This window comes from Streptomyces sp. NPDC047061 (genome assembly GCF_040643955.1).
Taxonomy (GTDB): Bacteria; Actinomycetota; Actinomycetes; order Streptomycetales; family Streptomycetaceae; genus Streptomyces.
In genome coordinates this window covers 154,489-166,631 of record NZ_JBEYVI010000012.1, presented here as the reverse complement: position 1 = coordinate 166,631, position 12,143 = coordinate 154,489, and the positions used below count along the sequence as shown (strand labels likewise).

Sequence of the window (12,143 nt, the reverse complement as noted above, 5' to 3'; positions counted from 1 at the left end):
TGGCCTGCGGTCCCCGCGTCGGCGGAACCCTTGAGTCGCAGCCCCCCGCGCATCAGTAGGCCCCCTGTCCGTGGAGGACGGCACGCATCGTCTTCCACAAGATCACTGTGTCGAGGGCGAGCGACCAGTCCTCCACGTACCGCAGGTCGAGGCGGACCGCCTCCTCCCACGGCAGGTCGCTGCGTCCGCTGATCTGCCACAGGCCGGTGAGCCCGGGCTTGACCAGCAGCCGCCGCCGGATGTCCGGGTCGTACTCGGCGCACTCCTCCGGCAGCGGAGGCCGCGGACCGACGAGCGACATCGATCCGGTGAGCACGTTGAAGAGCTGCGGGAGTTCGTCGACCGAGTACCGGCGCAGCACCGCTCCCACCCGGGTCACCCGTGGATCCCGGCGGAGCTTGAACAGCAGTCCCGCGCCCTCGTTGCGGTCGGCAAGCTCGGCACGTGCCCGGTCGGCCCCGACGGCCATGGTGCGGAACTTGAGAATCGTGAACTCCCTGCCGTCCTTGCCGACCCTGCGCTGCCGGTAGAAGGCCCCGCCCCGGCTGTCCACCAGCACGAGCAGCGCGGCGAACAGCATCAGCGGTGCGAACAGCATCAGCAGGACCACCGCGCCGACCCGGTCGACGACCTCCTTGATCGCCCGGCGGCCGCCGGTGAAGGTCGGCAGGCTGACCCGCAGCAGCGGGATCCCGAGCACCGCGTCGACGTGCAGCCGCGGGCCGGCCACCTCCATCAGCACCGGGGCCACGACCATCTCGGCGTCGCTGCCCTCGAGGTTCCAGGCCAGCCGCTGCAACCGGTCCGGCGTCCAGTACGGGTCCGGTGTCACCGCGACGACGCGGTAGCCGTCGTGGCGGACGTGCTTGGCGACGTCCGTCAGCAGGCCGACGACCGGTACTCCGTCCAGTTCGTCACCTTCGAGCCCGCGGCCGTCCGTCGTGCACACCGCCTCCACCCGCCAGCCGATGTGCGGGAACTTGCGGGTCCGGCCGATCAGGTCGCCCACGGTGGCCGGGCTGCCGGCGGCGAGCACCGGTCTCAGGCACCGCCCGTCCTTGCGCCGTCTGTGCAGATCGAGGCGGAGCAGGTACCGCGCGGTCATGGTCACGAGCCCGATCGCGGGGATCGCGACGAAGATCCAGAGCTTGATGTTGCGCGAGGTGAGGGCGATACCGCCGAGCGCCAGGACGACGGTCGCCGCGAAGAGCGAGCGTCCGAGCCGGCGGAACTCCTCGGCACCCTGGCCGAGCACGGCCGGGGCCCACGACCGGCCCACCACCAGCGCCGACAGCACCAGCAGTTCGGTGCCGAAGGCGAGAATCCCCCATTTCTCGTGCCAGTTGGCCGCGTCCCGGGCCCCGAAGAACTCTCCGATCCCCGCCACCACGCAGGCGGTGGCCAGGGTGTCGCTGATGATCACGGTACGTCTGTACCGCTGCTCCCACTCGATCGCAGGCCTGTTGACCGCCCCGTTCGCCAGACGCCCGCGCGCCGGCGGAAAAGGGCCGACTAGTCCCCCCTGCCGCACAGAAACCCCCCGGTCCCCAGTGGTTCGACATGGTGCACTGACACGGTTCCTCCCCCGGGAGACCCCCGCCTCCCGACCGCTTCCGCCCCCGGGAGGCCCCCCGGCTCCCCGCGCCGCGCTGTTCTTCCCGCAGGTGGCCCCCGCCCCCCGCGTATGACATCCCGGCTACTTCAGCGCTACTTGAACAACCCGCCCTTGCCGCGGCGGACTTGCCTGCTCTGCAAGGCTCCCGAGGTGTACGGGAACCCGTCGGGACCTCGGGTGCTCCCCGCACCCGAAGCTCCTGTCGGGCCCCAGGAGTTGATCACTCCCACGACCGGCGCCAGAGATGCGGCCACCAGCCGTCTGCACGACGGACCCATAGATCATCATTTGTCGCCTCGTGTCCCAGCATGTGCGAAGCACGGTCAATCTAGACCATCGGGGCCCGCCTGAAGAGAGGGCTGTGTGGAATTTGTGGTCATGATTTGAAGCCGGGTCCACGGATGGGCGGTCGCCTGTGGGTGCTCCGGCGACGGAGGACGTGCCCTGTGACCTTCGATGACGCGAGTTCCCCGAGCTTCCGGGACCGGCGCCCCGGAGGCCTTCCGGCGTTGCCAACTGGGCTGTATTCAGCACCTGTTCGGCCGATTCCCATCGGGTGGGCACCAGGGCGGCGGGCGCGCGGGCGGACGGTCGGCGGCACATGGGAAGGGATCTTCACCGCTCCGCTGGCGCGCAAACACGAAAGGCACACACAACCGGCTCATCGCCGTCGCCCCGACGACGGTGCGCGCACACCGGGGCCGCCACCTGCCCGGCCGGGGCTCCGGAGGGGGAGGAAGACCAACTCCTTGCACAGATGTGCACGTTCGGGCAGCCGCCGGGAACATCCGGCAGCCGACGGCGTCGGCCGCTCGGCACGTTGCCAGGACTTCAGCCCCTTTGCCCCCTGCACGTGCGCTGCCGCGCCGTCCGCGCAGGTGCGCCGTGACCCTCCGCTGCCCGATGAGGCATCCGACGGACCGAGCGTCAGTCACGCCGCCCTCGCCATCACCCCCTCAATCTGCCCTGCCAGGCAGTATTTTCTGCCTACCAGGCCTGCCGCACCACGAGAAAGCCCTTCCCGGCACCCGTAACCGGTGATAGCTCCTCCGCTTAGGTGGGCCGGCGATGCGACCCAGGACCGGCCGTCGTGCACCCAGCACGGCCGGATCCCGCCTCCCTTCGACGACCAGCCGTCGGCACCGATGGTCCCGTGCCGGCTGAATGACTCCTCCGACCGGCAGGCTCCGGCGCCGGGAATCCCCGTGGCCGCATACGCCACGCAGCCACCGTCCACCGGCCGCCCTCCGCGTTCTCACGCCGGCCGCCAAGGGGGCGACATCGATGTCGCCCGGCAGCTCCCCGAGTCGTACGAGGTCAAGAGGTTGACCGGCGACCGCCTCGCCGGCCTGTGACGACGCTTTCCTTGCCCACCCCTGAAAAGGAGAAAAGATGGCCGCCCAGGATTCCGTGGTCCTTCCGCCCCACGTGCACGACCCCGAAGCGCTTCCGCCGGAGGTGCGGGCCGCCGCCGAAGGCAGTCTGCTGACCTACTGGCAGGATCGTGTGGGCCAGTATGTGCATGATTCGTACGCGGGTGTCCGTCTCATGAAATTCCCCGAGGATCTGCGGATGTTCGAACATCTGCTGTGGCTCTCCCGGGCCCAGGTCGTCGTGGAGCTCGGGACCCACTCGGGCGGCTCGGCGCTGTGGTTCCGGGATCGGCTGCGCATCCTGGCCGCCTACGGTCTGGTTCCCCAGGACATCCGGGTGGTCTCCGTCGACCTCTCCCAGAAACACACCCATGACGTCCTGGCCGCGGCCGACCCCGGCTACGCCGAACACATCACCCTGCTGGAAGGGGACGTACTCGATCCGGCCACCGGCGTCCGGGTCGCCGCGTGCATACCGCAGGGGGCGCGCTGTCTCGTGGTCGAGGACACCCGGCACGCCTACGAGACCACCTACGCCGCGCTGTCGCACTACGCGCGGTTCGTCCCCGAGGACGGCTTCTTCGTGGTCGAGGACGGCGTCATAGACGTGCCCGAACTGTGCGTCCGCATCAAGCCGCCGGGCGAGACCGGCGGAGTCGTGTCGGCCGTGCGGGACTGGCTCTCCACCGACCAGGGCAAGGCCTTCGAGAAGCGATCCGACCTCAACAGGTACGGCATCTCCTGCCGCAACATGTGGCTGCGCCGCACGGCTGGTACGGCCTCTGCTCCGGGCTCTTGAAAGGGGCGCCCGGGCCGGGGTTCCGCCCGGCCCGGCGCCCTTCTCGTCGGCTCACCGGCCGCGCAGCGCGGCGCCGATCATCCGTCCCGTCTGCTGCACCACGCCCGCGAGCCGGTCCAGGCTGTGCGCGGGATCGGTCACGAGGCTCAGGGACGCCACCGGCGCGCCGTTCGGGCCGGGTACCGGCACAGCCACACAGCACACGCCGGCCGTCACCTCCTCCCGGTCGAAGGCGACGCCCCGCTCCCGGATCGCCTCGGCCTGCCGGTGCCAGGACCCGGGCAGCGGGCCCAGTGGGAGCCGCGGACGCGACCCGGCGACCAGCACCTTGCCCGCCGCGGTGTACCACGGCCAGACCCCGCTCTCGAGCGCTCTGCCGGGCCCCCCGGCGCTCTCGCCGGGCGTCCAGTCCAGGACCAGGGTCTGGCCCTCCCGCAGTACGTTGAGCCCGACCGCCGCGCCCGTGATGCGCGCGAGGCGGCGGGCCGGTGCCCGGGCGGCGCCGCGCAGGCCCGGATACGGCTGCCAGCCCTGCCCGAGCCGGAAGATCCGCGGCCCCATGCGGTAGCCCTTGCGGCTCCGCTCGACGGCACCCAGTTCGACCAGTTGCTCCAGCAGCCGGTACGAGGTCGTCTTGGGCAGGCCGCACTCCGCCGCGAGCCTGGTCAGTCCGGCCTCCTCGGCCCGCTCCACCGCCCCCAGCAGCGCGAAGGCACCCTCCAGCACACTGCGTCCGCCGCCGTCCGACGGATGCGGAACGGGCGGCGCGGGCGGCGCCGCGCGCTGTGCCCGCGGCTCGTACGGGCGGTCCGGCCGTCGCACCGGTGATTCCGCCGTTCTCGTGGCTGGTGATTCCGCCGTTCTGGTGGCTGTTGCTCCCCGTTGTTCGTTCACGTCGCTCTCCCCCGGATACCGCTCGACCGGCGCCCCGTGCCGCCGTTCCCCGTGTGCGGTGCGCCGCCGTGCGTGGAGACTCCACGCCCCAGCAGACTGAAGTCCGCGTCATCAGACTGAAGTTCGAGTGTGGCTGAGAACGTTGTCGATAGGTTGTCGCCCAGCGCGAGAATGTGTGCGCGAGGTGAAGAACAGCTGTGCGGGGAGTGTGAATGTCGTGGTGGAATTACGCCTTCTCGGACCCGTGGAGCTCCAGATTCAGGGCCGGACCGCCGAGGTCGGGCCACCGCAGCGGCGGACCGTGCTGGCCGCGCTGGCGGTGGACACCGGCCGGCCCGTCCCGGCCGACGTACTGGTCACACGGGTGTGGGGCGCCGATGCGCCGGACGGGGCGCGGCGCGCGTTGCACGCCCATGTCGCCCGGCTGCGCCGGCTGTGCGAGCAGACCGAGGGCTCGGGAGACCCTCGATTGCGTCTGGTGCGCCGCTCCGGCGGATACCTGCTGGAGGCCCGCGAGGACCAGGTGGACATCCATCGGTTCCGGCAGCTGGTGGGCCGGGCCCGGGAGACGGGGCGGACCGACGAGGCGCGGGCGACGCTGCTGCGCGAGGCGCTCGGGCTCTGGCACGGGGAACCGCTGGCCGGGCTCGGCGGGCAGTGGGCGGCACGGGTACGCGAGGCCTGGCGGCGGCAGCACGTGGACGCCGCGGTCGCCTGGGCCCATGCGGAGTCGCGCGTCAGCGATCCCGTCGCCGTGATCGGTCCGCTGGCCGAACTCCTCGACGCCTACCCGCTCGTGGAACCGCTGACCGAGGCGCTGATGCGGGCGCTGTACGCCGCCGGCCGCAGTGCGGAGGCACTGGACTGCTACGCCGCCGTCCGCAAGCGGCTCGCCGAGGAGCTCGGTACGGACCCCGGTGCGGAACTGCGCAAGGTCCACGAGGCGATCCTGCGGGGTGGCCTGGCCGGGTCCGTCGCACGGCCGCCGTCCCGTACGCCGGTCCGGGCCGCTCCCCCGGCGCGGCCGGCGGTCGCGGCGACGCCCTGGCCGGGTGCGGCCCCCGGCCAACTCCCCATGGGGGTGCAGGGGTTCATCGGTCGCGGCGCGGAACTCGCCCGGTTGGAGGCGGTCCTCGCCTCGGCGGCGGACCAGCCGGCGGCGGTGGTGATCACGGCGGTGTCGGGCACGGCCGGAGTGGGCAAGACCGCGTTGGCCGTGCACTGGGCACGCAGAGCCCAACGATCCTTCCCCGACGGCCAGTTGTACGTGAACCTGCGCGGCTTCACGCCCAGCGGCTCGGTGATGGGCCCCGCCGAGGCGGTACGGGGGTTCCTGGACGCCCTGGGTGTGCCGCCGGCCCGGATCCCGGCCGGTCTGGAGGCCCAGATCGGCCTGTACCGCAGTCTCCTGACGGGGCGTCGGGTGCTGGTCGTGCTGGACAACGCGCGCGACGCCGAGCAGGTCCGTCCGCTGCTGCCCGGGGCGCCCGGGTGCCTGGCGTTGATCACCAGCCGGAGATCGCTGACGGGTCTCGCGGCCACCGAGGGGGCACAGCTGCTGACCGTCGGCATGCTCGCCGCCGAGGAGGCCCGGGAGTTGCTGATCCGCCGGCTCGGCGCGCAGCGGGTGACGGCCGACCCCGCTGCCGTGGCGGAGATCGTCCGCCGGTGCGCGGGCCTGCCGCTCGCGCTCGCGATCGTCGCCGCCCGTGCCGCCGCGCAGCCCGAACTGCCGCTGGCCGCCCTCGCCGAGGAGCTGCGCCTGGCCGACCGGCGACTGGACGCCCTGGACGGCGGGGAGGCGAGCAGCGAGGTACGGGCGGTGTTCTCCTGGTCGTACCGGGCGCTCGGCCCGGAGGCCGCCCGGCTCTTCCGATTACTGGGCCTGCATCCCGGCCCGGACGCAGCGCTGCCGGCCGTCGCCGCGCTGGCCGGTGTACCCGCCGCCCGCGCCCGCGCGCTGGTGACCGAGCTGGTCCGCGGACATCTGCTCACCGAACAGCCCGCCGGCCGGTACGCCTTCCACGACCTGCTGCGCGCCTACGCGGCCGAGCTGGTCGCCACGCACGACGACGAGGACACCCGGCGCACCGCGGCGCACCGCATGTTCGACCACTACCTCCACACCGCGCACCGGGCGGACGCGCTGCTGACCCCCCGGCCCACCCCCACTCCCCTGCCGACCGCCCAACCAGGGTCCGCTCCCCAGGAGTTGTCGGGTCACCGGCAGGCACAGGCCTGGTTCACCGCCGAGCATCCGGTCCTGCTCGCCGCGGTGGAGCAGGCGCCCGCGGCCGGCCTGCACAGCCACACCTGGCGGCTGGCCTCGGCGCTGACGACCTATCTCGACCGGCACGGCAACCGGCGCGCGCTGATCGCCGCGCACACCGCGGCGCTGGACGCCGCCCGGCGCGCGGGCGACGTCGTCGGAGAGGCGGAGGCCCACCGGGGTCTCGGGCTCGCCGAGGACCGGCTGGACCGTCCGGACGCGGCCCGCGCGCACTATCTGCGCGCGCTGGAGCTGTTCGGCGAGGCCGGCGACCATGCCGGGCAGGCCCGTATCCACCAGCACCTGTCCCGGATGTCCGAGGCCCAGGGCCGGCATCAGCAGGCGCTCGGCCACGCCCACGACAGCCTCGCACACCACCGTGCCGTCGACGACCGGGCCGGGCAGTCCGCCGCGCTGAACCACATCGGCTGGATACTCGCCCAGCTCGGCGACCACCAGCAGGCCCTGACGTACTGCCGGCAGGCCCTGCAGCCGGCCCAGGAGACCGGGGACCTCAACGGGCAGGCCCACATCCAGGACAGCCTCGGCTACATCCTCCACCGGCTCGGCCGGCACGCCGAGGCGGTCGACCGCTATCAGCAGGCCCTCGACCTGTTCCACCAGACGGGCGACCGGCACGGCGAGGCCGCCGGTCTCGTCTGCCTCGGCGACATCCACGACGCCACCGGCCGCCCGGATCCCGCCCGCACCGCGTGGACCCAGGCACTGGCCATCACCACCGAACTCGGCCTCCCGGACACCGATCCGCTCCGTGCCGGTCTCCTCGAACGGCTCGGCCTCCCCGCCACCGACGGCTCCGCTCCCGACTACGGCTCCGCTCCTGGCGTCGGATCGGCACCGGACTGAGGCCGGGCAGCGCCAGGACCCGGCTGCCACGGCCCGGCCCGGCCACCGGACCCGGACCACCTGGCCGCCCGGCACCACGGCACCACGGCACCACGGCCGGACGTTCAGCCGGGACGGCTACGCCTGGGGCACGGAAGTGATGTCGTCGCTCAGTTCGCTGTCGAGGACCTGGTCGTTGGTCTCCTCGGCGATCTCCCTGGCCTGGGCGAACCGGCGCAGCGCCGCAGCAGTCGTGCCCAGGGCGGATTCGACCCGGCCGAGTCCTTGCAGTGCCCGGGCCTCGCCCCGGCGATCGTGCAGTTCCCGGGTCAGTTCCAGGCTTCTGCCGAAGGCAGTCGCCGCCGCGGCCAGGTCGCCGTTGTCGAGCTGGGCCTGTGCGAGACCACGCCAGGCGTAGGCCTCGGCCCGTCTGTCTCCGAGATCGTGGAACTCCGCCATCGCCTGCCGGAACAGCGCGATGGCCTCGTCGAGACGCCCCTGGCCGCAGCGGACGACCGCGAGGCTGCGCAGTGCCTGCGCCGTGAACCGGCGGTCCCCGGCGGCCTCCAACTGCTCGGCGGCAGCGGTCAGCCGCTCCGCGGCCGTCTCCCACTCGCCCCGATTGCGGTGGACGATGCCCTGCACCAACCTGACGGCGGCCATGCCGTGCTGGTCGCCGGACGCCTCGTACCCGGCCAGTGCCTCCTCGTAGGCGGCCAGTGCCTCCTCGGACCTGCCCATGAAACGAGACAGCGCCCCGGCGTCGAACAACGTGATCGACTCCGCCCAGCGGTTCCCGGAGTGCCGGGCCGCGGCCAGCGCCAGGCCCAACGCCGTGTCCCAGTCGTCCCAGGTGGCCAGCATCTCGAAGAACGGAGCGGCGATGTGGGCGAGTTCCCATGCCGCGTCCCAGAGCTGCCGTTCGTGTGCGAACCGCACGCACGGCACGACGTTGTGCCGCTCGGCGATGAACCACGCGACCGGGTCACGCAGCAGCCGGTCGCGGTACTCGGCCTCGATCCCGTAGCGCGGGTGGGTGCTGGTCTTGCGCAGCTCCCCCGGCTGGAACCGGTCCTCCGCCTCGGCGGCGAGCGTGAGGTACGCGCCGAGCAGCCGGCCGGCCGCGGCGTCGGCTTCGGCCTCGGGTTCGGGCTGCTCGGCGGCGAGTGCGCGCAGCAGGTCGTGGAACCGGTAGCGAGGGGCGCCGGTCTCGTCGGGGCGTACGGGGTCGAGCAGTTGGGCGGTCACGAGGGCGTCCAGGTGGCGCTCGGCGTCGCGGGGCGCGATGTCCATGAGCGCGGCGAGCGGCCACGCCGCGAAGTCGGGCCCGGGAAAGCGGCCGAGCAGCCGGAACGCCCGCTGCTGCTCGGCCGGCAGCCCCTGATAGCTGATCATGAAGGTGGACCGCACGTCGAGATCTCCGATCTCCAGTTGGTCCAGCCGGTGCCGTTCGTCGGCCAGGCGCTCCACCAGGGCGGACAGGCCGAGGTCCGGACGCTCGGCCAGGCGCGCCCCCGCGATGCGGATCGCCAGCGGCAGGTGCCCGCACAGGGCCACCAGCCGCTCCGCGTCCCGCGGGTCGTCCGCCACCCGGTCCGGACCGGCGATCCGGCCCAGCAGCTCGACCGCCTCGCCGGGCTGCAGGAGGCCGAGGACGATCGGGTGCGCTCCCTCGATGCTGCTCAGCGGGGCCCGGCTGGTGACGACCACCGCGGAGTCCGGCCCACCGGGAAGAAGCGGCCGCACCTGCCCGGGTCCGTTGGCGTTGTCGAGGACCATGAGCAGCCGGCGTCCGGCGGTCAGCGTGCGCAGCATCTGCTCGCGGTCCTGCTGGGCGTCGGGAACGGCATGCGGGTCGGTGCCCAGCGACCGCAGGAAGCTGCCCAGCACCTCGGCCGGTTCGGCCGGCGTGGCGTCGTACCCGCGCAGGTTCGTGAAGAGCTGCCCGTCGGGGAAGTCGGCCGCCACCCGCTGCGCGGCCCGTACCGCGAGCGTCGTCTTGCCCAGGCCGCCCTTGCCGGAGATCGCGACGAGCGGCCCGGTCGATCGGTCTCTCGTACGCAACAGGTCGTCGAGCCGGGACAGTTCGGGCCCGCGGCCGGTGAAGTCGGCGATGTCACGGGGTAGTTCCCGGGGCACCGGACGCTGTGGCACCGACGGCCGCGCGGCGCCGTCGGCCTGGAACCAGGCGAGCGCTCCGCCGATCAGCGCGCTCACCCCCGCGAACGCGAACTGCTCCGGTCCCACGTCGCCCAGCACCTGCCAGCCCGCGGCGACCGCGGCGAACGCCCCGGCGGCGCCTGCCACTGCCCAAAGTCCCCGCGCCACCCGTGAGTTCACATCGCGCATGGTAACCGAGCAGACACGCGCAGAAGGGAACGACCGTGCGGGGCCCCGCGCCGCCCCTACCGGACCGGCCCGCCCTCGTACGCCGCGCGCAGCACGCTCAGCGCCCCGTCGGTCGTGACCGGTCTCGGGTTGGCGTACGGCTGCCCGGCGACCTGGTCCGCGGCCACCGCCAGGTCCGCTTCCTTCAGGCCGAGTTCGGCGAGGGAGCGGGGTGCGCCGAGGCAGGCGGCCAGCTGCTGGAGGGTGGTCGGGGCGTCGTCCGCGCCGAGGGCCCGGGCGACGGCGGCGGCCGCCTCCGGGGCGGCGGGCGCGTTGAAGGCGAGGGCGTGGGGCAGGACGACGGTGTGGGTCTCGGCGTGCGGGAGGCCGAAGGTGCCGCCGAGGACATGGCAGAGCTTGTGGTGCAGGCCCATGGTGGTGGCACCGAGACAGGCCCCGCACAGCCAGGCGCCGTACAGGGCGCGGGAGCGGGCCGGTACCGACTCCGGTGCGGCGGCGATCTCGGGCAGCGCGCCCGCCAGCGCCCGTACGCCCTCCTCGGCCATCAGCGAGACCAGCGGCGAGCCGTCGGGGGCGTAGAGCGCCTCGACGGCGTGGGCGAGGGCGTTGATCCCGCTGGTCACGGAGAGCGGGACGGGCAGGGAGAGGGTGAGCTCGGGGTCGTAGACGACGCTGCGGGGCAAAACGACGGGGTCGCGGCCGGTGCGCTTGACGCCGTGCTCGGTCAGGCCCCAGACCGGGGTCATCTCGGAGCCGGCGTAGGTCGAGGGGACGGCGATCAGCGGGAGTCCGGTGCGCAGGGCGACGGCCTTGCCGAGGCCGATGGCCGAGCCGCCGCCGACGGCCACACAGCCGTCGGCGCCCGCGGCCCGCGCCGCCTCGACGCCCCGCTCGGCGACCTCCACGGGGACGTGCATCCGGGCCCCGGTGTGCAGGCCCGCGCAGGCGTCCCCGAGTGAGTCGGCGACCGCCCGGGCGGTGTCCGCGCCCCGCTCGCCGCTGAGCACCAGCAGCCGCCGCAGCCCCAGGTGCCGGGCCTCCTCGGCGGGTGCGGTGAGCGCGGCTCCGGGCCGGAAGACCACCCGGGCGGGACGGGTCTCGTACACGAAGTCGAAGGGGTTCACGAGCGCTCCAGGACCAGGTCGAAGCGGGCGTGCCGGAACGGGTTCGGCACCCCGTACTCCGCGGCCAGGGCCGGGTCTTCGGTCGGGACGAAGTCCTTGACCAGGCTCTCCTTGACCGCGAACACCGCGTCGGAGTCCAGGTACTCCCCGCCGGCGACGAAGATGTGCGTGGTCACCGGCGCGTGTCCCGCGGCCGAGACGATGAAGTGGATGTGGGCGGGGCGGTAGGGGTGCCGTCCGGTGGCCTTGAGCAGGGCGCCCACCGGGCCGTCGGTCGGGATCGGGTAGGCACTGGGCAGACAGGTCCGGAACCGGAAGCGGCCCTCGTGGTCGGCGGTGAACAGGCCTCGGCCGTTGCCGGGCGGCTGGACGTCGGGCTGCTGCACGTCGTAGAAGCCGTGCGGGTCGGCCTGCCACACGTCCAGGACCGCGCCGGGCAGCGGGGTGCCGTCGGCGGAGCGGACGACCCCGCTGACCACACAGGGTTCACCGGTGCCCGTCAGGTCGATGCCGGCGCCGAGTTCCCGGACCGGGGACTCGGTCATGTGGAAGGGGCCGAGGACGGTCGACTCGGTGCTGCCGGGGTTGCTGTGCCCGTTGACCGTCTCGACCAGCATCGACAGGCCCAGGACGTCGGAGAGCAGGATGAACTCCTGCCGGGTGTCCGTGCAGGTCTGCCCGGTCTCGGTGAGGAACGCGATCGCCGCCTCCCACTCCCGCCGGGTCAGCCGGGTCTCACGGGTGAAGGCGTGCAGATGGCGGATCAGCGCGGTGAGCAGTTCGCGCAGCCGGGGGTCGTCGGTGTCCCGCAGGCTGTCGACGGCCTCCGCGGTGACCACGTCTTCGGTTGTCATGCCGGCTCCTTGCCCGGAGG

General features: G+C 73.2%; 8 protein-coding genes. 3 read left to right on the top strand and 5 right to left on the bottom strand.

Going from position 1 to position 12,143, the window contains the following annotated elements; translation table 11 throughout:
• Positions 1 to 52 precede the first annotated feature (52 nt).
• Positions 53 to 1,531: a sugar transferase gene (locus tag ABZ887_RS19745; RefSeq protein WP_361290881.1), complete on the bottom strand. Its 1,479-nt coding sequence runs from the start codon at positions 1,529 to 1,531 to the stop codon at positions 53 to 55.
• Positions 1,532 to 2,820: 1,289 nt separating this feature from the next.
• Between ABZ887_RS19745 and ABZ887_RS19740 the strand changes: the two genes are divergently transcribed.
• Together ABZ887_RS19740 and ABZ887_RS19735 are read left to right on the top strand one after the other, a co-directional pair.
• On the top strand, positions 2,821 to 2,970 hold the full coding sequence (locus ABZ887_RS19740; RefSeq protein ID WP_361290878.1) for a hypothetical protein: 150 nt from the start codon (positions 2,821 to 2,823) through the stop codon (positions 2,968 to 2,970).
• Between the two features lie 37 nt (positions 2,971 to 3,007).
• Positions 3,008 to 3,787 carry a CmcI family methyltransferase gene (locus ABZ887_RS19735; RefSeq protein WP_361290875.1) on the top strand — a complete coding sequence of 260 codons (780 nt, stop codon included), beginning with the start codon at positions 3,008 to 3,010 and terminating at the stop codon, positions 3,785 to 3,787.
• Between the two features lie 51 nt (positions 3,788 to 3,838).
• On the opposite strand, the gene ABZ887_RS19730 is transcribed toward ABZ887_RS19735, so the two are convergent.
• A complete protein-coding gene (locus ABZ887_RS19730; RefSeq protein ID WP_361290872.1) occupies positions 3,839 to 4,609 on the bottom strand; it encodes a helix-turn-helix domain-containing protein in 771 nt (256 codons plus the stop codon).
• 316 nt (positions 4,610 to 4,925) lie between these two features.
• Between ABZ887_RS19730 and ABZ887_RS19725 the strand changes: the two genes are divergently transcribed.
• Complete coding sequence (locus tag ABZ887_RS19725; RefSeq protein ID WP_361290869.1) at positions 4,926 to 7,817, top strand: BTAD domain-containing putative transcriptional regulator; 2,892 nt, start codon at positions 4,926 to 4,928, stop codon at positions 7,815 to 7,817.
• 117 nt (positions 7,818 to 7,934) lie between these two features.
• Here the strand turns inward: ABZ887_RS19725 and ABZ887_RS19720 are convergent, their stop codons facing one another.
• From ABZ887_RS19720 to ABZ887_RS19710, 3 genes are all read right to left on the bottom strand, one after another.
• Positions 7,935 to 10,103 carry a tetratricopeptide repeat protein gene (locus tag ABZ887_RS19720; protein WP_361290866.1) on the bottom strand — a complete coding sequence of 723 codons (2,169 nt, stop codon included), beginning with the start codon at positions 10,101 to 10,103 and terminating at the stop codon, positions 7,935 to 7,937.
• A gap of 98 nt (positions 10,104 to 10,201) precedes the next feature.
• Positions 10,202 to 11,269, bottom strand: a complete 1,068-nt coding sequence (locus ABZ887_RS19715; protein WP_361290863.1) for a maleylacetate reductase — start codon at positions 11,267 to 11,269, stop codon at positions 10,202 to 10,204.
• On the bottom strand, positions 11,266 to 12,123 hold the full coding sequence (locus tag ABZ887_RS19710) for an intradiol ring-cleavage dioxygenase (protein ID WP_361290860.1): 858 nt from the start codon (positions 12,121 to 12,123) through the stop codon (positions 11,266 to 11,268). The genes ABZ887_RS19715 and ABZ887_RS19710 overlap by 4 nt, the downstream gene beginning before the upstream one ends.
• Positions 12,124 to 12,143 lie beyond the last annotated feature (20 nt).

Bases quoted from the DNA above. Each gene is read 5' to 3' on its own strand.
- ABZ887_RS19735 (WP_361290875.1), top strand. From the start codon at position 3,008: ATGGCCGCCCAGGATTCCGTGGTCCTTCCGCCCCACGTGCACGACCCC.
- ABZ887_RS19710 (WP_361290860.1), bottom strand. From the start codon at position 12,123: ATGACAACCGAAGACGTGGTCACCGCGGAGGCCGTCGACAGCCTGCGG.